The sequence below is a fragment of the Brevundimonas vesicularis NBRC 12165 genome (assembly GCF_001592205.1).
GTDB lineage: Bacteria > Pseudomonadota > Alphaproteobacteria > Caulobacterales > Caulobacteraceae > Brevundimonas > Brevundimonas vesicularis.
This window is the reverse complement of record NZ_BCWM01000001.1, coordinates 38,270-62,038: the sequence shown is the minus strand read 5'-3', so window position 1 is coordinate 62,038 and position 23,769 is coordinate 38,270. Positions and strand designations below refer to the sequence as shown.

Here is a 23,769-nt window from a genome sequence, read left to right as displayed (position 1 = left end):
GGCGCGCTTAAGGACGTCATGGACAGCATCGCCATTCAGGGCGGCGCCCAGCTTTTCGGGGACATTCCCGTCAGCGGCGCCAAGAACTCCGCCATCAAGCTGATGGCCGCCTCGATCCTGACGGATCAGCCCTTGCTGCTGACCAATATGCCGCGTCTGGCCGACACCCGGTTCCTGGGTCAGTTGCTGCGCCAGTTTGGCATCGAAGTGACCGAGCGTGACGGCGCGGACGGGCAGGAGAGCCTGTTTCACGCCAAGGACCTGACCTCGACCTTCGCCCCCTATGATCTGGTGCGCCAGATGCGGGCTTCGTTCAATGTGCTGGGGCCGTTGCTGGCGCGCACAGGCGAAACCAAGGTCTCGCTGCCGGGCGGCTGCACCATCGGTGCGCGTCCGGTCGATCTGCATCTGCAGGCGCTGACGGCGCTGGGCGCCGAGATCGAGCTGGACGAAGGCTATGTCACCGCCCGCGCGCCCAAGGGCCTGAAGGGCGCCGAGATCGAGTTCCCCTTCGTCTCGGTCGGCGCCACCGAACACGCGCTTCTGGCCGCTGTGCTGGCTGAAGGCACGACTGTCCTGCGCCGTGCGGCGCGCGAACCCGAGATCGGCGATCTGGCCCACTGTCTGACGGCCATGGGCGCCAGGATAGAGGGCATCGACACCGACGTCCTGACCATCACCGGCGTCTCGTCGCTGAATGGAACGACCTGGTCTGTGATTCCCGACCGGATCGAGATGGGCTCCTACGCCGTCGCCGCCGCCATGGCGGGCGGCGAGGTGCGTCTGACCAAGGCGCGGGCTGAGTTGATCGGTTCGTTGACGGACAAGATGGTCGAGGCGGGCGTCGAGGTCTCGCCGACCGCCGACGGCGTTCTGATCAAACGCGACCCGAAGCAGCGCCTAAAGGCCGTGGATGTCGAGACGGCCATCTATCCGGGCTTCGCTACCGATCTCCAGGCCCAGTTCATGGCGCTGATGACGACGGCGGAGGGCGTCAGCACGGTTCGCGAGACGATCTTCGAAAACCGCTTCATGCATGTGCCGGAGTTGGCGCGACTGGGCGCCGACATTTCGGTTCATGCCGGAGAGGCGCACGTCACCGGCGTCGAAGTCCTGCACGGCGCACAGGTTATGGCGACGGATCTTCGGGCCTCGATGTGCCTGGTCATCGCGGGCCTCGTCGCCGAGGGCGAAACGACGGTCGGACGCGTCTATCATCTGGATCGCGGTTTCGAGCGTTTGGAAGAAAAGCTCGGCGCATGCGGAGCCGACATCCGCCGCATAAAGGGAACAGGTGATGAGCACTGAGATCGACGGCGTCATCCCCGAAGCCAAGGCGCCGGTCGAACCGCTGCGTCTGCTGGCCGAGGACGCCGACGATCTTCAGATCATCTCCGCCGCGCTCCAGGACGCCATCCTGCGTCCCGTGGATATCGTCTGGGAAAAGGCGGCCCGGACCCTGACCATCGCCTTCAGCCGCTTCTGCTGGGAGTGCGGCGGGACGCGGGTGATGTGCGCCATGCAGTTCGGCGACGTTCTGGCGGTCAAGAGCCGCCGCCTGTCGCGCAGCCCCGACGCCTCGCTCGAACTGCTCGCGCTCGACTTCATTCCGACCGAGGATCTGAGCGGGCGCGTCATCCTGATGTTCGCCGGCGGCGGTGATTTGCGAATCGACGTCGAATGCCTGGACGCCGTGGTCACGGACATCTCCGACCGCTGGCCTGCACGGATCGCGCCGACCCACCTGGACACGCCCGAACTGGACGAAGGGACTGCGGCATGAGCGCCGATCACAAGCTGGCCTCGGTCGAACTGGACGCCGCAACCCTGCCGGCGGCGACGGCCGAGATCGAGCACGAGCGTCGCGTCGCCATCTTTGATCTGGTCGAGAAGAACAGCTTTGAGCCCGTCGGCGCCGAGGGCGGACCCTACAGGCTGAAGCTGTCGCTTCAGGACAATCGTCTGGTGTTCGACATCGACGCCGAGAACTTCACGCGCACCTACGCCATCAGCCTGACGCCGCTGAAAGGCGTGATCAAAGACTATCTGATGATCTGCGACAGCTACTATGAGGCTCTACGCGGATCCTCGGCCAGCCAGATCGAATCGGTCGACATGGGACGGCGCGGCCTGCACAACGAAGGGGCCGAGCAGCTGAAGACGCGGTTGGACGGCAAGATCGTGGTCGATCACGAGACGTCTCGCCGCCTGTTCACATTGCTCTGCGCCCTCTACCGTCGCGGCTGACCTCGACTATCTCTGTGTTTTCGGGCATTAGGCCCGTCCATTCCGCCCCTCGCGCCCGCCCGGCGTGGGGTCGAACGCATATTCAACGGGCGTGAGAGGCCGCATGGCTAAGGAAGAACTGCTCGAGTTTCCCGGCACCGTCAGCGAACTGCTGCCGAACGCCACCTTCCGCGTGACGCTCGAGAACGACCACGAGATCATCGCCCACACCGCCGGCAAGATGCGCAAGAACCGCATCCGCGTTCTGGCCGGCGACAAGGTGCTGGTCGAAATGACCCCCTACGACCTGACCAAGGGTCGCATCACCTATCGCTTCAAGTAAGTGGCTGCGGGTCGCCCCGAACTGGTGCTGGCCTCGGCCAGCCCGCGCCGCATCGAATTGCTGGCGCAGGTCGGGATCACGCCCGACGACATCGATCCCGCCGACATCGACGAGACGCCTCTGAAGGGCGAGACCCCGCCGCGTCTGGCCGAACGGCTCGCCATCTCTAAGGCCCAGGTTGTCGCAGAACGCCGTCCCGACGCGGTCGTCATCGCCGCCGATACGGTTGTCGCCGTGGGGCGTCGCTTTCTGGAGAAGGCGGCGGATGAGGCCGAGGCGACGCGTTTTCTGAAACTGCTGTCCGGCCGCAATCACCGCGTCTTCACCGGCGTCGCTGTCTGGCGCGACGGAAAGATATCGTCGCGCGTCAACGAAACCCGCGTGACCTTCAAACCCTTGTCCGACCACGAGATCGCATCCTACGTCGCCACGGGCGACTGGCGCGGCAAGGCCGGGGGCTATGGCATCCAGGGCCCGGCGGCCGCCTTCATCCAGCGCATCGTCGGCAGCCATCCGTCCGTGATGGGCCTGCCCGTCTATGAGGCCGTCCAGCTTCTGCACGGCGTCGGCTGGCGTTCATGAGCGGCGCAGTCGAGGTCTTCCTCGACGAGACGCCTGGCGAGACGCGTGGCGCGATCATGCGCGACGGCCGCTACACTCATCTTCTGATCCACCGCGAGGATGATGCGGCGCAGACCCGGCTCGGCGCCCGCTCGGTGGGGCGTGTGATCGAGGTGAACCCTGGCTTACGCGGCGCCTTCGTCGATATCGCCGCACCGGCCGCCGCCTTTCTGCCTTTCCCGAGAAACGACCGTCTTACCCAAGGCCAGCGGCTAGCAGTCGTCGTCACCGCCGAACGTCGGGCCGGGAAAGGGGCGGTGGTTCGCCTTCTGGGGGCGGGAGAGGGGACGCCCCGCCTGATTCAGCCCGCGACCAGCATCGCCGAACAGTTGCGCGATCTCGCGCCCGGCGAGGAATCAGTCACCGGCATCGCCGCCATCGACGCCGTGATCGAGGCGGAGGAGGAGGCCCTAGCTCGGTCGTGCGTTTTCGCCTCGCAAGGAATCGATCTCGCCATAGAGCGCACCCGCGCCCTGGTGGCTGTGGACATCGACTTCGCATCCACGCCCGGTCGTGATCCGAAACAGGCAAGGGCGGCTGCGAATCGCGAGGGGTTGAAACAGGCGGCGCGGCTGATCGGCTTGCGGAACTGGGGCGGCCTGGTCGTCATCGACATGATCGGGGACGGTACGGACGCGGAGGCCCAGGCCAAGGTTGCGCGGGCCGCGTTCGGTCACGAACCCCAGGCCGTCTTCGGACCCGTCAGTCGATTCGGCCTGTTGCAGATGTCGCTTCCCTGGCGCCGTACGCCGATCGAGGAGGTTCTGCTCGACGCCAGCGGACGCCCGTCTGTTCAAACACGAGTTTTGTCTGTCGTGCGCGCTGTGCGACGGCAGCTACTGACGGATACCTTGTCGCCGCGCATCATCGCGCGTTGCGCGCCGGAAGAAGCTCTGATTGCTCATCCGTTGGCGGCTCGTCTGGGACCGCGAGCGGTGATCCAGGCCGATCCCGCGATCCCGGCTGGGCGCGGACGAATAGAAGAGGGTTGAGCCGTGGCTTCCTGTCCCATCTGCCGCAAGGCCGACGCCGATCCCAAGTACAAGCCCTTCTGCTCACGCCGCTGTTCCGACGTCGATCTGCAGCGCTGGTTCACTGGCGGCTACGCCATTCCGGTCGCCCTGGACGAGGGTGCGGAAGATGATGACGAAAAGGACTGATTGGGCGCTGGACAGGCGGAAAAGCCTCCCCTATAGACCCGCCTCTCGCGACGCCGCGTCGGCGCCTGGATAGCTCAGCTGGTAGAGCAGCGGATTGAAAATCCGCGTGTCGGTGGTTCGAACCCGCCTCCAGGCACCATCTTTTCCCGCCCCACAAAAATCGATTGCGCCTGCGCATTATCTTGCGCTGCGGCCCTTGCGCCGTCCTTGGCTTTCAGGCGGCTTGCAGCGATCTGCCCTACAATTTGCAGTATTGGGAAACGATCGCGCTCAGGATGGCCGTTTTGAACAAACTTGCTTCATCTGACGCCAGATCATCATCAAAATGTCGCGCGGCCGCACTTTAATGCGCCGGTTGGTGGAACTTTTCTCCATGTCTCTCGACGGGTTAAAAGCCCCTCTTGTCCCTTGACGCTCCGGTAAGGGTTCGTCAAAGGGTTGAGGCGCCTTCGCAAGAAGACGTTAATACGGATCGCCGGGGACGTGTCTCCGAAGGTTCGACCAGCGGAGACGAGGCGGGCGACCGGTTCGATTTCCACCGAAGATTTCAGCGAGCTCTGATCCTCGAAAGGACGGGCGCGTTGAAGGAAACATTTCAGGTTGGGGGGCGGTCGCTGACTATGGCCGCACCTTTGGTTCCACGAGTCAGACCAAGCAGGAACTGGCGAATTATGCTGAACAGCAAAAAGACGAATATCCTTCTCGCCATGGCCGGCGCCGCCGCGCTGATGGCGAGCTCGCCGGTCCTGGCCCAGGCCCCGGCCGAGCCCACCCCGGCCGCCTCGACTGCGGCTCCCGCAGCCGCCGCTCCGGCTGCCGGCGAAGCTGATCCCGCAACGGTGAACGACGCCGTCGGCGGCGGCCACGGCGACATCACCCCGATCTCCATGTTCATGGAAGCCACGGTCGTCGTTAAGGTCGTCATGGCCGGCCTGCTGCTGGCCTCGATCCTGTCGTGGACCCTGCTGCTCATCAAGCTGTTCGAGTTCGGCGCTCTGAACCGCAAGACCGACACCTTCCTCGAGAACTTCCGCGGCGCCCGCACCATCGCTGACATGCGCGCTGTCTCGACCCAAGAAGAGTTCGACGGCAATCCGCTGGCCGACATGGCCGCCGCCGCCACCGAGGAAATCGAACTGTCGCGTCAATCGGGTCTGTCGGTCACCGGCGATCACCTCGATTCGGCCATGGGCCGCGCTCAGTCGGCTGTCGCCGCCGTGCAATCCGGTCTGGCCCTGCGCCTTTCGGGCGGTCAGCAGTTCCTGGCTTCGGTCGGCTCGATCGGTCCGTTCGTCGGTCTGTTCGGCACCGTGTACGGCATCATGAACTCCTTCATCGGTATCGCCCAGTCGAACACGACCAACCTGGCCGTCGTGGCGCCGGGTATCGCTGAAGCTCTGCTGGCCACTGGTATCGGTCTGTTCGCCGCTATTCCGGCCGTTGTGTTCTACAACTACTTCAACACCCGCATCGCTGCTTACGGCACGCGCGCCGACGGCTTCGCCGCTGAGCTGCTGAACGGCATCTCGCGTCAGCTCGACAAGGGGGCGTAAGACGGATGGCCGCCAAGATTAAATCGGGCGGCGCTGGCAACCTGCCTCAGGCCAACAGTGATATCAACGTTACGCCTTTCGTTGATATCATGCTGGTCCTGCTCATCATCTTCATGGTGGCGGCTCCGCTTGCCTCTGTGTCGGTGCCTGTCGAGTTGCCAATCGCCGTCGCCAAGGCGGCCCCGAACCCGCCCAAGCCGGTCTATATTTCGATCCAGAATGACGGCGACGTCTATGTGGGCGACTTCAAGACCGACGTCGGATCCCTGGGCGCCGATCTGAAAGAACAGATCGGTTCCCGGAACCCGGCCGATGAGCGGATCTTCATTCGGGGCGACCAGAACACCCGTTACGGCGACTTCATGCAGGTCATGAATGCGCTGCAGGATAACGGCTTCTATAGCGTTGCGCTGGTCGGCGAAGACCAGGCGACGAGTTAGGATGCGGAGATAGTATGACAGACGTCGAATATCATCGCAGTCGCTACGACGTACCCAAGAAGAAGGGCTTCATGGGGGTGTCCTACCCCGTGCTGATCGTCTGCCTGATGGTGGTCAGCATCTTGTTTGCGTTGCTGATCTTCTTTGTTCAGCAGTCCAAGTTCAAGCTGAAGGAGTTCAACTACGTCGACGAGTCCGTCGAGGTCGAGTTGGTCGAGCCGGTTCCGCCGCCTCCGCCGCCTCCGCCTCCGCCGCCTCCGCCGACGGATACGCCTCCGCCGCCGAAGCTTCAGGTGCGCGTGCCGGCTCCGGTCCCGAACATCGTCCCCCCTCCGCCGGTCAACATCACGCCGACGAAGAAGGAAGATCGGGTTGAATACACGGGTCCGCCCGTCAATATTCCTGGACCGCCGCCTCCGCCCGCCCCCCCGGCTCCGGCTCGTCCTTCGACGATCACGAACGTGTCGTGGTCGCGGCAGCCCCGCCCGGAATTCCCCGCTCGCGCTCAAGAGCGTGGGATCGAGGAGGGAACGGTCGTGTTGCTCTGCTCGGTTCAGGCCAATGGATCGGCGACGAACTGCAGCGTCGTTTCCGAAACGCCTTCGGGCGCCGGGTTCGGTCGCGAGGCGCTTTCGTCCATGCGGTCTGCGCGCTTTGCGCCAGGCACGGTGGATGGTGTCGCTCAAGGTGGACAAGCGCGCTTCACGGTTCGCTTCCGCCTTCAGTAGGACCAATCTTCGACCAGACAGAACGCCCCGGCATCCGCCGGGGTGTTTTTGTTTGTCTGTTCCAAACTCTTCGCTTGATTGGCCTGTAAGGCCTCGGTAGAGAACGCGCCTCGCGATGCGCGGGCCGCCTTAGCTCAGTTGGTTAGAGCGCCGGTTTGTGGAACCGGAGGTCCTCAGTTCAAGCCTGAGAGGCGGTACCATCGCAAAGCACGGCCGGGCTTGCAGCCCGCCGTCGCCGCGACCATCTCCTGATCATCGGCCGTGTGGTCGATCCCCCACATCGACAGGAGAAGGCCCCATGAAGACGCGCAAGTTGGGTGCGAACGGCCCCCAGGTTTCGGCCATTGGTCTGGGCTGCATGGGCATGAGCGCCTTCTACGGCGGCGCCGACGAGGCCCAGTCCATCTCCGTCATCCATCGCGCGCTCGATCTGGGAATCACCCTCTTCGACACCGCCGAAATGTACGGCCCTCATACAAACGAGGTGCTGGTCGGCAGGGCGCTGAAAAATCGGCGCGACCAGGCCTTCATCGCCACCAAATTCGGCATCAACTATAACGCCGACCGGACCAAGCTGATGACCGACGGCAGCCCGGCCAATGTGCGTCGCGCCATCGAGGGCAGCCTGCAACGCCTGGGCGTCGATCACGTCGATCTCTACTATCTGCACCGCGTTGATCCGGACACGCCGATCGAGGACACGGTCGGGGCGATGGCGGAACTGGTCAAGGAGGGCAAGGTCCGCTTCCTGGGGCTGTCCGAGGCCGCGCCCGACACCCTGCGAAAGGCGCACGCCACCCATCCGATTACGGCGCTGCAGACGGAATACTCGCTGTGGAGCCGCGAGCCCGAAGACGAACTGTTCGGGGTCGTGCGCGAACTGGAAATCGGCTTCGTGCCCTATAGTCCGCTGGGACGCGGCTTCCTGTCGGGCGACATCACCTCGATCGATGACCTAGACGCAGACGACTTCCGTCGCACAAATCCGCGCTTCATGGGCGAGAACTTCCAGAAGAATCTGGATTTGGTGGAGGCGGTAAAGGCCATTGCTTCGGACAAGGGCATAACCGCTGCTCAACTGGCGCTGGCCTGGGTGCTGGCGCAAGGCGAGGATTTGATCCCGATCCCCGGAACGCGTCGCATCGCGACCCTGGAGCAGAATGCGGCGGCCGTAGACGTCGTGCTGACGCCTGAGGATCTCGCCCGGATTGAGGCCGTCTTCCCCAAGGGCGCGGCGACGGGGCATCGCTACGCCGAGGCGGCGCGGGCGGCGCTTAACCGCTAAGCTGCTGATCGATACAAAAAGGCCCGGTCAGATTTCTCCGGCCGGGCCATTCGTCCGTGTGTCGTGCTGATCCTATTGGATGCGGGTCCAGGTCTGGGTCTTGCAAAGCGGCGCGACGATGCAGCCGCGCAGACGCAGGCTGTTGTCATTGGTCATGGTGATGGTGCCGCGATAGGTGCCGCCGTCGGCCGGATTATAGACCGAGCCATTGCGCCATTCCGTCGGACCGCCGGTGAAGCCGGTCAGCATGGGCAGATTGCGCAGGGTGCGGTTCCGCTGGGCGGCATTGCGATTGTTGCCGTCCCGCGCATTGGCGTCGGCGCGAATATGGTCCGAAGTCACCAGCGTGCCGCACAGCGCCTGGCCGCAACGCGCGATCCGCACCTGGCCGCCATTCGTCGGCGTCTGCCACAGGCCGGTTGGATCACCCGCCAGGGCCGGAGAGGCGAGGGCCGTCGCCAGCGCGGCGGCGGCCAGCATGATCTTGGTCTTCATGGTCGTTCCCTTGTTCAGGCCGCCTGTGCGACCCTTTGATGCACAAGGTGATCCGGCTTTCGGCCGAAAACAAGGCCGAACTCATCCACGAAGACCAATGAAAACCGGACCTTAGGGAAGCTTTTGAAGCTTTGCGACGCATCCCTTGACCTTGGCTCGGTGCGGGCGTCTGATCGGAGCGAGAATGTCCTGGGAGACACCATGGCCGACCGGCCGGGACACAACCATGGAAGCCTGATCAAGCGGGCGCTTGAAAACGGCGCCGAGCCTGCGCGCTCGGCCCTGGCGGCGTCGTGGCGCCGATCCCTGTCGCTGTATGGCCTGGATCCCGGCGACCAAGGCATGCCGCAAACCCTGACCGAGGGTCAGCTGCGCGAGGCGCGCCAAGCGATGGAGCCGATGACGCGGGCCGCGCAAGGGGTTCTGGATCGGCTGTTTCTGGCCGTGGGTGATACCGGCTGCTGCATCCTGCTGACCAATGCCGACGGGGTGCCGCTGGAGCGCCGGGGGGCGGCGGCGGACGACGTCGCCTTTCGTCGATGGGGGCTGTGGCCGGGGGCCATATGGTCCGAGGCGGTGGAGGGCACCAACGGCATCGGAACCGCTCTGGCGGAGCACAGGCCCGTGACCATCCACCGTGACCAGCATTTTCATACGCGCAACACGGCCCTGAGCTGCACGAGCCATCCGATTCACGATCACCTGGGGCGGCTGGCGGGACTGCTGGACGTGTCGTCCTGCCGCGCGGATGCGACGGAGGGCGTGCTGGGACTGATCGCGGCGGCGGTCGCCGACGCCGCGCGCGCCATTGAGGCGCAGACTTTCCGCCAGGCCTTCCACCAGGCCCGGATCCTGCTGGCGGGCGATACCGGCGAGCGGAACACGGCGGCGCTGTTGGCTGTCGACCGGGACGATATGGTGATCGGCGCCACTCGCGCCGCACGCCTGGCCCTGTCTATCACCGATGAACGGATCGCGGCGCAGCTGGCGGCGTCAGAGGTGCTCGACACGGGGTCGGTCGAGGCCGAGCTTCTGGAAGCCGAGCGAGGCGCGGTGCGTCGGGCCCTGGCGCGCACCGGGGGCAATGTGTCCGCCGCAGCGAAAGCGCTGGGCGTCAGCCGGGCGACTCTGCATCGCAAATTGCATCGTCTGGGGCTGTCCCGGGAAACCCACTGAACCGACTGTCGCAGGGATGCGACAGGTTTGCGCTGCACCATGGCGTCGTCGTCTGGCGGACGGGCGCAGGCCGATGGCACTTCTTGTTCCAACGACGTCGACAATCGACGCCAGAGGAAACCGCAGGAGGCCATCATGACCAAACCCGAGTTCAGCCGCGCCGCGACCCCCAAGTTCAAGGCGCGCTACGACAACTTCATCGGCGGACAGTGGGTCGCGCCCGTCAACGGCCGCTATTTCGAGAACACCTCCCCGGTGAACGGCCGCGTCCTGTGCGAGGTCGCACGATCGGACGCGGCCGACGTCGAACTGGCCCTGGACGCCGCCCACGCCGCCAAGGACGCCTGGGGGCGAACTAGCGTCGCAGAACGCGCCGTCATCCTGAACAAGATCGCCGACCGGATCGAAGCCAATCTGCAAGCCGTCGCAGAGGCGGAGACCTGGGACAACGGCAAGCCGGTGCGCGAGACCACGGCCGCCGACATCCCCCTGGCGATCGACCATTTCCGCTACTTCGCCGGCTGCATCCGGGCGCAGGAAGGCGGAATCTCGGAACTGGACCACGACACGGTCGCCTATCATTTCCATGAGCCGCTGGGCGTGGTGGGGCAGATCATCCCCTGGAACTTCCCTATCCTGATGGCGGCCTGGAAGATCGCTCCGGCTCTGGCGGCGGGCAACTGCATCGTGCTGAAGCCGGCGGAGCAGACCCCGGCGTCCATCCTCGTGGTGATCGAACTGATCCAGGATTTGCTGCCGGCCGGCGTGCTGAACATCGTTTCGGGCACGGGGGCCGAGGTGGGCGAGCCGCTGGCCACCAATCCGCGCATCGCCAAGATCGCCTTCACCGGCTCGACCGCCGTTGGTCAGAAGATCATGCAGTATGCCACCCAGAATCTGATTCCGGTCACGCTGGAGCTCGGCGGCAAGTCGCCGAACATCTTCTTCAAAGACGTGATGGATCACGACGACGCCTATCTGGACAAGGCGCTGGAAGGCTTCGCCATGTTCGCGCTCAATCAGGGCGAGGTCTGCACCTGCCCCAGCCGCGCTCTGATCCACGAGGACATCTATGAGGCCTTCATCGAGAAGGCGATCGCGCGGGTGGAATCCATCGTTCAAGGCGACCCTCTGGACCCGGCGACCATGGTCGGCGCCCAGGCCTCGGACCAGCAACTGAAGAAAATTCTCGGCTATCTGAAGCTGGGCAGGGAGGAGGGGGCCGAGGTCCTGACAGGCGGCGATCAGGCCGCGCTCAAGGACGATCTGGCCGGCGGCTATTACGTCAAGCCCACCGTGTTCAAAGGCACCAACGACATGCGGATCTTCCAGGAGGAGATCTTCGGCCCGGTCCTGGCGGTGACGACCTTCAAGACCTTCGAAGAGGCCATGGAAATCGCCAACGACACCGAATACGGCCTGGGCGCCGGGGTATGGTCGCGCGACATGAACACCGCCTACCGCGCCGGTCGCGCCATCCAGGCGGGACGGGTCTGGACCAACTGCTATCACCAGTATCCGGCCCATGCGGCCTTCGGCGGCTACAAGAAGTCGGGCATCGGGCGGGAGAACCACCGCATGATGCTGGATCACTATCAGCAGACCAAGAACCTGTTGGTCAGCTACAGCCCCGACAAACTGGGCTTCTTCTGATCTGCATCAAGGATGGCCGGTCCCGGATCGGCCATTCTGTGATCGCTCTCTGATCCGTCGGTTCGGAGAAGCATACGTCCCAAGAGGGCGGGCCGGTGTCCTGCTTCCGGCCCGTCTGTCCCCTAAAATGACGAGGATGTTCCATGCCCAGAACCATGAAGGCCGCTGTCGTGCGCGCGTTCGGTCAGCCGCTGACCATCGAAGAGGTTGCGGTGCCCGAGCCGGGTCCAGGTCAGATCCAGGTCAAGATCGAGGCGTCGGGTGTCTGTCACACCGATCTGCACGCGGCCGAGGGCGATTGGCCGGTCAAGCCGAACCCGCCCTTCATTCCGGGCCACGAGGGCGTCGGCTATGTCTCGGCGGTCGGGGCGGGGGTCACCTTGGTCAAGGAAGGCGACCGGGTCGGCGTGCCGTGGCTGTACTCGGCCTGCGGCCATTGCAAACACTGCCTGGGCGGCTGGGAGACCCTGTGTCACGATCAGCAGAACACCGGATATTCGGTCAATGGCGGGTTCGCGGAATACGCCATCGCAGACCCCAACTACGTCGGCCATCTGCCGTCCAATGTCAGCTTCACCGACATCGCCCCGATCCTGTGCGCCGGGGTGACGGTCTATAAGGGGCTGAAGATGACGGACACCAAGCCGGGCGACTGGGTCGTGATTTCCGGCATCGGCGGCCTGGGCCATGTGGCGGTCCAGTACGCCAAGGCCATGGGGCTGAATGTCGCCGCCGTGGACGTGGACGACGCCAAGCTGGATCTGGCGCGACGGCTAGGCGCGACCGTCACCGTCAATGCCAAGACGTCCAACGATCCCGCCGCCGACATCAAGGCCCAGACCGACGGCGGCGCCCAGGGCGTGCTGGTCACGGCCGTCTCGCCCAAGGCGTTCGAACAGGCGGTCAACATGACCTCGCGCGGCGCGACCGTTGCGCTGAACGGCCTGCCGCCCGGCGACTTCCCTCTGTCGATCTTTGATATGGTGCTGAACGGAACCACAGTGCGCGGCTCCATCGTCGGCACCCGCCTGGATCTTCAGGAGGCGCTTCAGTTCGCGGCCGACGAGAAGGTCAAGGCTACGGTCTCGGTCGAGCCGCTGGAGAATGTGAACGGCATCTTCCAGCGGATGCGCGATGGTCAGATCGAGGGCCGCGTCGTGATGACGATCTGAAGCGCGGCAATGGCCCAACTGATGCCTTCGGGTGTCGACAGTTTGGGCGCGCTAGGCCTCGCCGGCGCGCCTACCCTCCGATCAGGGCCAGCCAGTCGTCCTCGGTCAGCACCTGGACGCCGTGCTTTTCGGCGTCCTTCAGCTTGGACCCGGCGCCGGGCCCGGCGACGAGGTAGTCGGTCTTTTTCGACACCGAACCCGACACCTTGGCGCCCAGGCTTTCGGCGCGGGCCTTGGCCTCGTCGCGGGTGAAGCGTTCAAGAGCGCCGGTGAAGACGACGGTCTTGCCGGCGACCGCAGTGTCGGACTTGGGCCGTTCGGCGTCGAGGATTTCGGTCAGTTCGGCTTCGAGTGCGGCGACGACCTGCAGATTATGCGGCTCGTGGAAGAAGTGGGCCAGGGCCTCCGCCGCGACCGGGCCGACCCCGGTGACGCCCGCGATCTGGTTCAGGATTTCGGACGGACCGTCCTCGCGCGCGACACGGGCCAGTTCGACCAGCCCGGACCAGTCGTTCGCCATCGTCGCCAGAGACCGGCGGGCCGGGGCGGCCATGCCGGGGAAGGCCTGGCTGATCTTCATGTCCATCGTCGCCTCGGGCCAGGGATCGACGGCGGGGGGCTTAGCCTCGGCCATCAGGGCCAGGACGCGGGGCGATATGGCGTGGGCGGCGGCCAGGTCGGTCCAGGCGTCGGACGGGACGCCAGAAGCGGCCTGGAGGCAGGCGGCCTTCAGCGCGGGCCAGCTCTCGAAGGCGCGGGCCAGGACGATAGAGGTCTGTTCGCCGATGTCGCGGATTCCCAGACCGAACAGGAACCGGTCCAGCGCGATGACGCGGCGGGCGTCGATGCCGGCGACCAGATTTCGGATGCTGGTCTCGCCATAACCGTCGTCACGCTCAAGCTCCCTCAGCCGCGCCTCGTCGCGCGCCAGTCTGAAGATGTCGGCCGGCTCCTTGATCCAGCCGCGCGTATGGAAGGCGACCAACTGCTTTTCGCCCAATCCCTCTATGTCGAAGGCGCGGCGGCCGACGAAATGCTTCAGCCGTTCGACGATCTGGGCGTCGCAGATCAGGCCGCCGGTGCAGCGGCGCTTGACCTCGTCGCCCTCGCGCACGGCTTCCGAGCCGCAGACGGGGCAGTGTTCCGGGAAGACATAGGGGGCGGCGTCGGCCGGACGTAACTCCGGGACCACGCCCAGGATCTGGGGGATGACGTCGCCGGCGCGCTGCAGGCGGACCGTGTCGCCGATGCGGACATCCAGACGCTCGATCTCGTCTTCATTGTGCAGGGTGGCGTTGCGGACCACGACGCCGCCGACGGTGACGGGGTGGAGCCGGGCGACGGGGGTCAGGGAGCCGGTGCGGCCGACCTGGATGTCGATCCCTTCCAGCACCGTGGTCGCCTGCTGCGCCGGAAATTTGTGGGCGATGGCCCAGCGGGGGCTGCGGGCGACGAAGCCCAGGCGGCGTTGCCAGTCGATGCGGTCGACCTTGTAGACCACGCCATCAATGTCATAGCCCAGGGTGGCGCGGTCGCGTTCCAGTTCGCGATAGACGGCGATCAGCCCCTCGGCGCCCTCGACCCGGCGCGAGCGGGCGTTGACGGGGAAGCCCCAGGCCTTGAGCTTTTGCAGGGCTTCCCACTGTGTCTCGGCGAAGTCGCTAGAGTGTTCGCCCCAGGCGTAGGCGAAGAAGTTCAGCGGGCGCTTGGCGGTGATTTCCGCATTCTTCTGACGAAGGGATCCGGCGGCGAAGTTACGGGGGTTGGCGTAGGTGCGGCGGCCCTCGGCTTCCGCTGAGGCATTGAACGCGGCGAAGGCGTCGTTGGGCGCATAGACCTCGCCCCGGATCTCGATCCGGTCGGGCCAGCCGTCGCCGGCCAGGGTCTGCTGCACATCGGCGATGGTGTTCAGATTGGCGGTGACGTCCTCGCCCGCGCGGCCGTCGCCGCGCGTGGCGCCGATCGTCAGCTTGCCTTCGACATAGAGAAGATTCGCGGACAGGCCGTCGATCTTGGGCTCGGCGACGAAGGCGATCGGTTCGTCGGCGGGCAGTTTCAGGAAGCGCGTGATCCGGGCCACGAAATCGCGCAACTCGCCCTCGTCGAAGGCGTTGTCCAGCGACAGCATGGGCACGCCGTGGCGCACCTCGGCGAACTGGGTTGAAGCGACGGCGCCGACCTTGTTCGACGGAGAGTCAGGCCGGATCAAATCGGGGAAGGCGGTTTCGATCGCCAGGTTGCGCGCACGCAGGGCGTCGTAGTCGGCGTCGGAAATCTCGGGCGTCGCCTCGTTGTAGAGCGCGTCGTGACGGGCCATTTCGGCGGCCAGCCAAGCCAGGGCCTCGGCGGCCGTCTCGGCGGTGAGGTCTTCGACGGGGACTTCAAGAGGAATCGCATTGGCCATGGCCGTCGTCATATCATCTGACGCGCCGCCCGTGCATCGCGCAAAGCCGATGATGACAGAACCGTAGGCTGACGCGCCGTCCGCTCTTCGCTAGGTTCGCGCGTCCTTATCGGAGCCTGTATGACTCGTTCGAGACTCTGCCTTTTCGTCGCCGGCGCCCTAATCGTCAGCGGTTGCGCCGCCGTTCCCGCGACGGCGCCGATTGCGCCGAGCGCCGTCGCGACCGGTACGAGCCAACTGCTGGAGGACGTGCGCATCCTGTCGGCCGACGACATGCAGGGCCGCGACACGGGCTCAGAAGGCGGCGAGCGGGCGCGCGCCTACATCGTCTCGCGATTGGAGGCCATGGGCATTCAGCCGCCGCCGTTCGGGCGTTTGCAGCGGTTCGAGACACCGGGCCGCACGCGCGAGGGCGTGAAGACCTTCAGCGGCGTCAACATCGTCGGCCTGATTCCCGGTACCCGCGTCGCTGACCGCTATATCGTGGTGACGGCCCATTATGACCATGTCGGCGTCAATGACGGCCAGATCTTCCACGGCGCCGACGACAACGCCTCGGGCGTGGCGACGATGCTGGAACTAGCGGCGCGACTGAAGGCCCAACCGCCGGAACACAGCGTGCTGATCGTTGCGCTGGATGGCGAGGAGCGGGGGCTGTTGGGCGCTCGCGAGTTCGTCAAGGCGCCGCCGGTGCCGCTGTCGTCATTGAGCCTGAACCTGAACTTCGACATGACGGCGCGGGCGGAGACGGATGGCCATCTGTGGGTCACGGGGACCTATCAGCATCCCAATCTGCGCCCCGTGCTGGAGGCCGTGGCGCCGAACGGGGCCGTCTCCTTCGCCTTCGGCAAGGACACCCCTCAGGACACGGGCGAGAACAACTGGGTAGACGCCTCCGATCATGGCGCCTTCCACGAGGCGGGGGTGCCCTTCCTGTACATGGGCGTCGATTATCATCCAGACTATCACCGACCGAGCGACACCTTCGACCGGATCACGCCGTCGGTCTTCACCAGCGCGACTGAGATCGCCATCGCCGGGTTCCGCGCGCTGGACCAGGCGCTGGATCGATGAGGTCCTCATGGGTTGTCGTCGCAGTCATTGCCCTGCTGAGCCTGGCCGCTTGCGAGCGGCGCGACGCTGCGACGCCGACGTCGACGCCGGAAGCGACGTTCCAGCATCGTCTGAGCGGTGATATTTCGGGCGACTATCGCCCGACAGGTGAGGGAGCCATTCAGCCCGTGGCATCGCTGTTCATCGGACAGGATGAGGCCTTCGCCGCCTGGGAAGGCGGGTCCCGCGCTTCGCCGCCGCTGATCCTGTCGCTGGCCGCGCCGCAAGGTGTGATCAGGGTTTTGCCGGACGCCTATGTCGTCACCGACGATCGGATCCAAATGAGCGGGTCTGCGCCTGGCATGGGCCCCGTCGAGTTGTCGACGCGGATTGACCAGGGCGCTTTGGCGACGGCGCGGCGCAATCTCGGCGATCAGACGCCTGTCGTTACCGGGACGGTTTCGGTGAGCGGCCGTCGCACGCCCTTCACGCTGAGTTGGTGGGGCGGCGACTGATCTGAGCAATCTGTGCTGACGACGCGCCAGGATTGCCACCCATGCAATCCCAAGTCATGGTGACGCTTGGGGGCCTGAATGTCTATATCGGAAGTGGCCGGGTGCGATGTGACGTCGACATGCGGCGTCGGTGCGTCTCGGCGCCGTGTTCGTCACGACCCGACCCGCGCCATGGATATCGCATTCGCCCTGATAGGCCTGCTTCTGACCTGGCCGCTCTTCCTTTTCATTGCTCTGGGCGTCAGGACGCAGGACGGAGGGGCCGCGATCTTTCGCCAGCAGCGCATCGGCCGCGACGGCCGAATGTTCGACTGCCTCAAATTCCGTTCGATGACGGTGGGCGCGGAGCAAGCCTTGCCGTCAGCCTCTGATCCGGAATGGCAGGCGATGCGAAAGCTGACGCACGATCCGCGCGTCACGTCGCTGGGCCGCCTGTTGCGACGGTCCAGCCTTGATGAACTGCCGCAGCTGATCAATGTGTTGAGAGGCGAGATGTCGCTGGTCGGCCCCCGACCGATCGTGATCGACGAGGCGGCGCGATACGGCCGTCGACTGGCCGACTACTGCACGGTCCGACCGGGCCTGACGGGGCTGTGGCAGGTCTCGGGGCGCAACGCCGTGCCCTATCCGCGCCGCGTGGCGATGGATGTCTGGTTCGTCAGAAACCGCACCATCGGCGTCTATCTGGCCATCCTGGCGCGCACGGTTCCGGCGGTGCTGAGCCGCCGGGGCGTGTCCTAGGGAAGACGCTGCTCAACGCCGTCGTCCGTGCCGATGATGGCGAGGTCCGCGAGATCCAGGAACAGTCCGTGCTCCACCACGCCGGTGATCAGTTTCAGGTCGTCGGCCAGACGGACCGGATCGTGGATCGCTTTGCAGCCCGCATCGTAGATCAGATTGCCGCCGTCTGTGCGGACCAGGCCGCGATCCGCCTGACGCACGCGCGCCGGCTGGTTGATGTCGTGGTCGATCAGCACATCGGCGATGCGGTTGGCCGTCGTCTTGTGACCAAAGGCGACGACCTCGATCGGAAGGGGGAAGGTTCCCAGCACAGGCACCACCTTGGCCGCGTCGGCGATGACGATGCAGCGGGCCGAGGCCTCCCACACCAGCTTCTCGCGCAGCAGAGCCGCGCCGCCGCCCTTGATCAACGCCAGACCCGGCCCGATCTCGTCGGCGCCGTCGACGGTCAGGTCGATGCGCGGCGTGTCTTCCAGCGTCGACAACGTCAGTCCAAGTTCGCGCGCGAGATCTGCAGTCTTTTCGGATGTCGGCACGCAGCGCAGGCCGGGAAGGTTGCGCGACGCCAACGCCTTGACGAACCAGGCGGCCGTCGAGCCGGTGCCCAACCCGACGATCATGCCCGCCTCGACGTGGGCGGCGGCGGCCTCGCCGGCGTTCTTCTTCTGGAGGTCGCTCATTTGGATTTTGCAGCCTTCCTGGCCTTGGCTTCGACACGGAAAGCCGCCGCCGCTTCGGGTTTGACAGTCTGGCGGGCGCGGCCGAAAGCCATGGCGTCGGCGGGCACGTCCTCGGTGATGACGGAGCCGGAGGCGATCAGGGCGCCGTCGCCGATGACCACCGGGGCGACCAGGCTGGAGTTCGATCCGACGAAGGCGCCGGCGCCGACCTGGGTCCGCGCCTTGTTGAAGCCGTCGTAGTTGCAGAAGATCGTCCCTGCGCCGACATTGGCGCCTGCGCCAACCGACCCGTCGCCCAGATAGGCCAGATGATTGGCCTTGGCGCCTTCGGCCATCTTGACGTTCTTTACCTCGACGAAGTTGCCGACCTTGACCCCGGTCGCCAGGTCCGCGCCGGGACGCAGGCGCGCATAGGGACCGACTTCGGCGCCGGCCGCGACCCGCGCGCCCTCGATATGGCTGAAGCTGCGAATGCGCGCGCCGGCATCGATCACCGCACCAGGGCCGAAGACCACGAAGGGTTCGACGACGGCCCCGCCGCCGATCTGGGTGTCCCACGCGAAATGAACAGTGTCCGGCGCCGCCATGGTCACGCCGGCCGCCAGGAAGGTGTCGCGTTGCACGCTCTGGAACAGGGCCTCGGCCTGAGCCAGCTCGGCCTGGGAGTTGACGCCCATCACCGCGTCCTCTGCGGCGAAGACGGCGCGGGTCGGGTGGCCGCCTTGGCGCGCCAGAGCAACGACATCCGTCAGATAGTATTCGCCCTTGGCGTTTTCGTTCTTCACCTCGGCCAGCAGCGAGAAGAGCAAGGCCGCCGGCGCAGCCATGACGCCGGAGTTGCAGGCGGTGATGGCGAGAACGTCTGACGACGCCTCCTTGGCCTCCGTGATGGCGGTCAGGGTGTCGCCGTCGACGATCAGACGGCCATAGGCGCCGGGATCGCGAGCCTCGAACCCGATGACGGTCACGCCGTCGGCATTGAACGCGGGCTCGATGTCGGCGGCCTTTAGCAACGGCACGTCGCCATAGGTGACGACCACCTCGCCGTCGAAGCCGGCCAGGGCCTGTTCGGCGGCGCGCACGGCGTGGCCGGTGCCGAGCGGCGGGTCCTGGACTGCGATGGCGGTCTCGCCCAGTCGTTTCACCACATGGGCCCGGACCTCGGGCGAGTGTTTGCCGACCACGACGACGATGCGTTCGCACCCCAGGCCTTCCGCCGCATCGATGGCGTGGTCCAGCATGGCGCGGTGGGCGACGGGGTGCAGCACCTTGGGCAGCGGCGACTTCATCCGCGTGCCCTGGCCAGCGGCGAGAATGATGGCGGCGCGGGCGCGCGTCTGGCTGGTCATGAATCGTCTCGCAGTCTAGTCGTCCTGCGATCTAGCCCATCATGCGGGCCAGCGGGAGATGTGGATGAGCGATCGCGACCTGGAAGGCTGGACCATCGCCTTCGACCTTGACGGCACGCTGGTCGATTCCGCCCCGGACCTGATCGGCACGCTGAACCGGATGCTGGTCGAGGAGGGTCTGCCGCCCGTGCCGATGGAGTCCGCCTCGACCCTGATCGGATCGGGCGCGCGGGCGCTGCTGGTGCACGGCTTCGAAGCCGCCGGCGCGCCGGTCGAGCGGGCCAAGTCGGACGAACTGTTCGAGCGGTTCCTGGTCGATTACGCCGCCCATATCGCCGACGGCTCGCAGCCCTTCGAGGGTGTGGTCGAGACGCTGGAGCGGCTCAGCGAGCGGGGCGCAATCCTGGTCGTGGCCACCAACAAGCGTTCGGACCTGTCTGAGCTGTTGTTGGGCAAGCTGGACCTGACCCGACATTTCGCCGCCATCGTCGGCCCGGATCGGGTCAGCGCGCGCAAGCCCTCGGGCGCCCATCTGAAGGAAGCTGTTGTGATCGCGGGCGGCGATCCCGAACGAGCCATCATGGTGGGAGACGCCGCGCCGGACGCGGATGCCGCCAAGGACGCCGGCATGCCCTGCATTCTGACGACCTTCGGCTTTACGCCGACGCCCGTCGAAGACCTGGGCGGGGACGTGCTGATCGACGCCTTCGAAGACGTCGAAGAGGCGATCGACGGCATCCTCTCCGACTTCTACGTGAGGCGGGCGCTGAAATTCTGATACCGGCCGAGAGGAAATCTGTCGGCTGAATGATCGCTGCTTCGGTTGCGGATCGCCATGGCGATGGACAGATTGGCGCACCCCTGTTGAAAGTGCCGTCATGCTCGCTCGCTTTTTTAAGATCCCGCTGTGGCAGCGGACCGCCGCCGGCTTCATCCTCGGTATCATCGCCGGGCTGATCCTGCGCGAGCGGGCCGAGACTTGGCTTCAGCCGATCGGCGACGTCTATCTGAACCTGATCCGCATGGTGGTGGCGCCTCTGGTGCTGTTCACCATCGCCAGCTCCATCGCCAAGCTGGGGGAAGGGGCGGGGGCCGTGCGGCTGGGGGTGCGGACCATCGTCTGGTTCGCCATCACCTCCTTGCTGGCGGTGTTGGTCGGGTTTGCGTTCGGCCACATCATCAATCCGGGCGTCGGCCTGTCGAACCTGCCGCTGGGCGAGGTCAAGGACCGGGTGATCCCGACGCCGCTGGAAGTCCTGATCGGCGTCGTGCCGACCAATCCGTTCGCGGCCCTGGCCGAAGGCAAGGTGCTGCAGATCATCTTCTTCTCGGCCCTGGTCGGCATGGCCCTGGTGGCGCTGGGCGACCGGGCGCAGGGCGTTCGGCGTCTGGTGGATGAGGGCGCGGCCATCATCTTCCGCATCACCCGCTGGGTGATCCAGCTGACGCCCATCGGCGTGTTCGGCCTGATCGGATCGGTCGTCGGCGGCTACGGCTGGGAGGCGCTTCTGCCCCTGGTGAAGTTCATCCTGGCCATCTACGCCGCCTGCCTGTTCCACATCCTGATCGTCTATTCGGGCCTGCTGAAGGTGCATGGGCTGAAGGTGACCAGCTTCTTCCGCGGCGCCTTCGCGGCCCAGCAGACCGCATTTGCGACCTCATCCTCGCTGGGGACGTTGCCGATCACCCTTCGCCAGACGGTCGAACGGCTGGGCGTGCCCCAGGCCTACGCCGCCTTCGCCGTGCCTTTGGGCGCCAATGTGAAGATGGACGGGTGCGGGGCCATCTATCCGGCCATCGCCTCGATCTTCATCGCCCAGTATTTCAAGATTGATCTGACGCTGACCCAGTACGTCCTGATCGGCCTGACGGCGGTGCTGGGGTCGCTGGGGACCGCAGGCGTGCCGGGGACCAGCATCGTCATGCTGACCCTGACCCTGTCGACCGCCGGTCTGCCGCTCGAGGGCATCGGCTATATCGTCGCCATCGACCGGATCATCGACATGATGCGCACCGCGACCAATGTGACCGGCCAGATGCTGGTGCCGGTGCTGGTCGCCAAGGAGGAGGGCATACTGAACCAGGACATCTACAACGGTCATGTCGCCTGGTTGCCGGGCGACCCGGAAGCCGATACGCCCGAAGGCGTTCGCGCCGCCGGAATCTGAAACAGGCGCTTGCGCGGGGCCGGCGACCGGGCTATGTCGCCGCCTCCGCAAGGCAAGGACGCGTAGCTCAGCGGGAGAGCACCTCGTTCACACCGAGGGGGTCACAGGTTCAATCCCTGTCGCGTCCACCATCCTTTTCAAGCGGTTGGCCAAAAAGGCCAGCTTTGCCCCCCCGATATACCCCCAGAAACGTGGGCCTGGCAGTCCGACTCTAGGTCAGCTTTTCCAGGTTCCGGACAGCGCAAGAGTGCTGCTCGTTGCCTCTCGCAGCCGCAGCTTCTACAAGTTTGGCCAGGGGGGCTCATGAGACAACACCAAGCGCTGTTCGCGAACTTCATCTGCAAGTTTGGCGGTCTCAACATGGCGGACCTCCTGAAAGAGGTTGTACTTCCGGCGTTCACCGACGACACGATGGTGCGCGAAGCATACGGCTCTAGCTTCCACCTGCTCGACGTTGAACTTTTTGAGACTCTTGCCGGAGCCGGCGAGGCCCCCGAACCCGCACTTGCGGGGCAATTTGTACGCGACACCGTCCTGACTCGGGAACAAGTGTTTGATGCGAAAACGGGCCAGCTAGTAGCCGATGAGGCATCTCTTGAGACTTCACCATCGGCGTTCTTCGTCCTCCTTCTGAAAGACCACCGCCTTATTTACTTTGCCGAAACCCGGCACGCTCCGAGTATAGGTTCATTTCAATCTACGATGGACCGCTTCCTCACTCGAAAGCATCGCGACTTCGTTGACGCGTCTTATGCGGCTTTTGAGGGACCGGGAAAGCGCGCGTTCAGAAAGGCACTTAAGGAAAAATATCCTGTCCCAACCCTGAGCGTTGTTCCGATCACGAACAGCGATCGCCTCGCCGACTTCATTAAGCGCTACGCCACACTTCAGAGGGTGGACATCATCGTCCACCGAAAGAACGATGAACCCACAACTGCCTCCCTCATCGAGAGTGCAGAAGCGTTCTCCGACATACTCAAAGCGAAAAAGACCGTTATTTCGGCCCAAGACAACCAAGGCTTGGATAAGGACGGGGCAGCCAAAGCTCTGGATCAGGCAACAGACGGCGCTAACGAAACCATCCGCCTCGCAGGAGTTGACCTTCAGGGCGACCGGCTCGTCGGCGAGAATGAGAGTTTTTCAGTTACCGCCGTTATCGACCACCTCGCGGGCGGCGTCAGGGACAAAGCGGCAGGCCTCCTTACCAAATTCAAAGAACTAGTGGCGCGGAACCATATATCTAGGCCTGCGGTCTCGGACGAAAGAGCATCCGCTATATCAGAAATGGTGGCGGGCGATGGCGAAGCCTAAAGCATCGGACGTTCAGGAAGTACCGGACTGGCGCAGGGACGCAACGCAGGACACCGGCCTGATTGCGATCTTGAGGGCATCTTTCGGAGTGGTTGGAAATGCCGGCGACTTGGCAATTTTCGCCGCCACCTTCGCGCTTGGACTGATCGGCGTGGCGGGGGCCGCCTATTACGGCGTGCTCGCGAGTGCTGGCGACACTGCCCGGTTAGTTCAGCAGTGGGCTGCGCTTGGATCAAATATCGCAGTTGCAATTCTTGGCTTTTTAATCGCCGGATTTTCTGTATTCGCCACTGTGACACGGCCGGAGCTGTTCAGATATATGGCTCGTTACAAGGCGAAGGGACGATCCATTTCTGAATTCAAGTTTGTTTTCTACAATTTTCTCTACATTTTCGCCCACTACATTATCTTCCTGACCGGAAGTGTAGCTGTTGCATTTTTAGCAGCTCCGCACTCGCCACTTTGGTGGCTCGCAGAGACGTTCTATGATGACTATAACAATATTGTAGATATTGCCGCTGCGATGATAGGCGTTATGATTGCGTCGTACGCCTTGTTTTCTATGCTGCTTCTGAAAAGTTTTCTTTGGAATCTATACCAGACACTAGTTTTCGCAATTTTTTTCAAACCTCCTGAAGGGGCCGAGGATTGACGGGTTTGCCTAGACTTTTGCCGCTGATGTCATCGGCCGCCTTC

General features: G+C 64.8%; 25 protein-coding genes and 3 tRNA genes. 24 read left to right on the top strand and 4 right to left on the bottom strand.

Going from position 1 to position 23,769, the window contains the following annotated elements; all coding sequences use genetic code 11:
* Window positions 1-18: 18 nt before the first annotated feature.
* The 13 genes from murA to BVE01S_RS00220 all read left to right on the top strand — a co-directional run bounded on the left by murA (window position 19) and on the right by BVE01S_RS00220 (window position 8,356).
* On the top strand, window positions 19-1,308 hold the full coding sequence (gene murA, locus BVE01S_RS00275; RefSeq protein ID WP_066622835.1) for a UDP-N-acetylglucosamine 1-carboxyvinyltransferase: 1,290 nt from the start codon (window positions 19-21) through the stop codon (window positions 1,306-1,308).
* Window positions 1,298-1,783, top strand: coding sequence for a DUF2948 family protein (locus tag BVE01S_RS00270; protein WP_066551770.1), 486 nt, complete (start codon window positions 1,298-1,300; stop codon window positions 1,781-1,783). The genes murA and BVE01S_RS00270 overlap by 11 nt, the downstream gene beginning before the upstream one ends.
* Window positions 1,780-2,247: a UPF0262 family protein gene (locus BVE01S_RS00265; RefSeq protein ID WP_066622833.1), complete on the top strand. Its 468-nt coding sequence runs from the start codon at window positions 1,780-1,782 to the stop codon at window positions 2,245-2,247. The genes BVE01S_RS00270 and BVE01S_RS00265 overlap by 4 nt, the downstream gene beginning before the upstream one ends.
* A 103-nt stretch (window positions 2,248-2,350) precedes the next feature.
* The gene (gene infA, locus BVE01S_RS00260; protein ID WP_008261544.1) at window positions 2,351-2,569 is read left to right on the top strand and encodes a translation initiation factor IF-1; all 219 of its coding nucleotides are present in this window, start codon (window positions 2,351-2,353) and stop codon (window positions 2,567-2,569) included.
* Window positions 2,570-3,151 carry a Maf family protein gene (locus BVE01S_RS00255; protein ID WP_066622831.1) on the top strand — a complete coding sequence of 194 codons (582 nt, stop codon included), beginning with the start codon at window positions 2,570-2,572 and terminating at the stop codon, window positions 3,149-3,151.
* Window positions 3,148-4,182, top strand: coding sequence for a ribonuclease E/G (locus tag BVE01S_RS00250; RefSeq protein ID WP_066622827.1), 1,035 nt, complete (start codon window positions 3,148-3,150; stop codon window positions 4,180-4,182). The genes BVE01S_RS00255 and BVE01S_RS00250 overlap by 4 nt, the downstream gene beginning before the upstream one ends.
* Before the next feature lie 3 nt (window positions 4,183-4,185).
* Window positions 4,186-4,350 carry a DNA gyrase inhibitor YacG gene (locus BVE01S_RS16420; RefSeq protein ID WP_082854100.1) on the top strand — a complete coding sequence of 55 codons (165 nt, stop codon included), beginning with the start codon at window positions 4,186-4,188 and terminating at the stop codon, window positions 4,348-4,350.
* A 63-nt stretch (window positions 4,351-4,413) separates the two neighbouring features.
* Window positions 4,414-4,489 (top strand) — tRNA-Phe (locus BVE01S_RS00245).
* A gap of 532 nt (window positions 4,490-5,021) precedes the next feature.
* Window positions 5,022-5,903 carry a MotA/TolQ/ExbB proton channel family protein gene (locus BVE01S_RS00240; RefSeq protein WP_055754881.1) on the top strand — a complete coding sequence of 294 codons (882 nt, stop codon included), beginning with the start codon at window positions 5,022-5,024 and terminating at the stop codon, window positions 5,901-5,903.
* Between the two features lie 5 nt (window positions 5,904-5,908).
* Window positions 5,909-6,343, top strand: a complete 435-nt coding sequence (locus tag BVE01S_RS00235; RefSeq protein ID WP_055754882.1) for a biopolymer transporter ExbD — start codon at window positions 5,909-5,911, stop codon at window positions 6,341-6,343.
* Between the two features lie 14 nt (window positions 6,344-6,357).
* A complete protein-coding gene (locus BVE01S_RS17335; protein WP_066622824.1) occupies window positions 6,358-7,071 on the top strand; it encodes an energy transducer TonB in 714 nt (237 codons plus the stop codon).
* Window positions 7,072-7,194: 123 nt separating this feature from the next.
* A tRNA-His gene (locus BVE01S_RS00225) sits at window positions 7,195-7,271 on the top strand.
* Window positions 7,272-7,369: 98 nt separating this feature from the next.
* Complete coding sequence (locus BVE01S_RS00220; RefSeq protein WP_066622822.1) at window positions 7,370-8,356, top strand: aldo/keto reductase; 987 nt, start codon at window positions 7,370-7,372, stop codon at window positions 8,354-8,356.
* Window positions 8,357-8,428: 72 nt separating this feature from the next.
* On the opposite strand, the gene BVE01S_RS00215 is transcribed toward BVE01S_RS00220, so the two are convergent.
* Window positions 8,429-8,851, bottom strand: coding sequence for a DUF2147 domain-containing protein (locus BVE01S_RS00215; RefSeq protein ID WP_066622819.1), 423 nt, complete (start codon window positions 8,849-8,851; stop codon window positions 8,429-8,431).
* 201 nt (window positions 8,852-9,052) lie between these two features.
* Here BVE01S_RS00215 and BVE01S_RS00210 point away from each other — a divergent pair, with 201 nt between their 5' ends.
* The 3 genes from BVE01S_RS00210 (at window position 9,053) to adhP (ending at window position 12,852) form a co-directional block, all read left to right on the top strand.
* Window positions 9,053-10,027, top strand: coding sequence for a GAF domain-containing protein (locus BVE01S_RS00210; RefSeq protein WP_066622817.1), 975 nt, complete (start codon window positions 9,053-9,055; stop codon window positions 10,025-10,027).
* 135 nt (window positions 10,028-10,162) lie between these two features.
* The gene (gene exaC, locus BVE01S_RS00205; RefSeq protein ID WP_066623302.1) at window positions 10,163-11,680 is read left to right on the top strand and encodes an acetaldehyde dehydrogenase ExaC; all 1,518 of its coding nucleotides are present in this window, start codon (window positions 10,163-10,165) and stop codon (window positions 11,678-11,680) included.
* Between the two features lie 143 nt (window positions 11,681-11,823).
* Complete coding sequence (adhP, locus tag BVE01S_RS00200) at window positions 11,824-12,852, top strand: alcohol dehydrogenase AdhP (protein WP_066622815.1); 1,029 nt, start codon at window positions 11,824-11,826, stop codon at window positions 12,850-12,852.
* A gap of 70 nt (window positions 12,853-12,922) precedes the next feature.
* On the opposite strand, the gene ligA is transcribed toward adhP, so the two are convergent.
* Window positions 12,923-15,256 carry an NAD-dependent DNA ligase LigA gene (ligA, locus tag BVE01S_RS00195; RefSeq protein ID WP_066623299.1) on the bottom strand — a complete coding sequence of 778 codons (2,334 nt, stop codon included), beginning with the start codon at window positions 15,254-15,256 and terminating at the stop codon, window positions 12,923-12,925.
* Between the two features lie 120 nt (window positions 15,257-15,376).
* On the opposite strand from ligA, the gene BVE01S_RS00190 reads away from it, so the two are divergent.
* The 3 genes from BVE01S_RS00190 (at window position 15,377) to BVE01S_RS00180 (ending at window position 17,565) form a co-directional block, all read left to right on the top strand.
* Window positions 15,377-16,330, top strand: coding sequence for a M28 family peptidase (locus tag BVE01S_RS00190; protein WP_066622813.1), 954 nt, complete (start codon window positions 15,377-15,379; stop codon window positions 16,328-16,330).
* Window positions 16,327-16,824 carry a hypothetical protein gene (locus BVE01S_RS00185; protein ID WP_066622810.1) on the top strand — a complete coding sequence of 166 codons (498 nt, stop codon included), beginning with the start codon at window positions 16,327-16,329 and terminating at the stop codon, window positions 16,822-16,824. The genes BVE01S_RS00190 and BVE01S_RS00185 overlap by 4 nt, the downstream gene beginning before the upstream one ends.
* Before the next feature lie 171 nt (window positions 16,825-16,995).
* Complete coding sequence (locus tag BVE01S_RS00180) at window positions 16,996-17,565, top strand: sugar transferase (protein WP_066622807.1); 570 nt, start codon at window positions 16,996-16,998, stop codon at window positions 17,563-17,565.
* Here the strand turns inward: BVE01S_RS00180 and rpiA are convergent.
* Complete coding sequence (rpiA, locus tag BVE01S_RS00175) at window positions 17,562-18,245, bottom strand: ribose-5-phosphate isomerase RpiA (protein ID WP_066622803.1); 684 nt, start codon at window positions 18,243-18,245, stop codon at window positions 17,562-17,564. The two genes, BVE01S_RS00180 and rpiA, sit on opposite strands and share 4 nt — an antisense overlap.
* Complete coding sequence (gene glmU / locus BVE01S_RS00170; RefSeq protein ID WP_066622801.1) at window positions 18,242-19,594, bottom strand: bifunctional UDP-N-acetylglucosamine diphosphorylase/glucosamine-1-phosphate N-acetyltransferase GlmU; 1,353 nt, start codon at window positions 19,592-19,594, stop codon at window positions 18,242-18,244. The genes rpiA and glmU overlap by 4 nt, the downstream gene beginning before the upstream one ends.
* 64 nt (window positions 19,595-19,658) lie before the next feature.
* Here glmU and BVE01S_RS00165 point away from each other — a divergent pair, with 64 nt between their 5' ends.
* The 5 genes from BVE01S_RS00165 (at window position 19,659) to BVE01S_RS00145 (ending at window position 23,725) form a co-directional block, all read left to right on the top strand.
* The gene (locus BVE01S_RS00165; protein WP_066623297.1) at window positions 19,659-20,372 is read left to right on the top strand and encodes an HAD-IA family hydrolase; all 714 of its coding nucleotides are present in this window, start codon (window positions 19,659-19,661) and stop codon (window positions 20,370-20,372) included.
* 100 nt (window positions 20,373-20,472) lie between these two features.
* Entirely contained in the window at window positions 20,473-21,762 is a 1,290-nt protein-coding gene (locus tag BVE01S_RS00160; protein WP_066622799.1) for a dicarboxylate/amino acid:cation symporter, read from the top strand.
* 56 nt (window positions 21,763-21,818) lie between these two features.
* Window positions 21,819-21,893 (top strand) — tRNA-Val (locus BVE01S_RS00155).
* A 172-nt stretch (window positions 21,894-22,065) separates the two neighbouring features.
* Complete coding sequence (locus tag BVE01S_RS00150) at window positions 22,066-23,073, top strand: hypothetical protein (protein WP_066622798.1); 1,008 nt, start codon at window positions 22,066-22,068, stop codon at window positions 23,071-23,073.
* Complete coding sequence (locus BVE01S_RS00145) at window positions 23,060-23,725, top strand: hypothetical protein (RefSeq protein WP_066622796.1); 666 nt, start codon at window positions 23,060-23,062, stop codon at window positions 23,723-23,725. The genes BVE01S_RS00150 and BVE01S_RS00145 overlap by 14 nt, the downstream gene beginning before the upstream one ends.
* Window positions 23,726-23,769 lie beyond the last annotated feature (44 nt).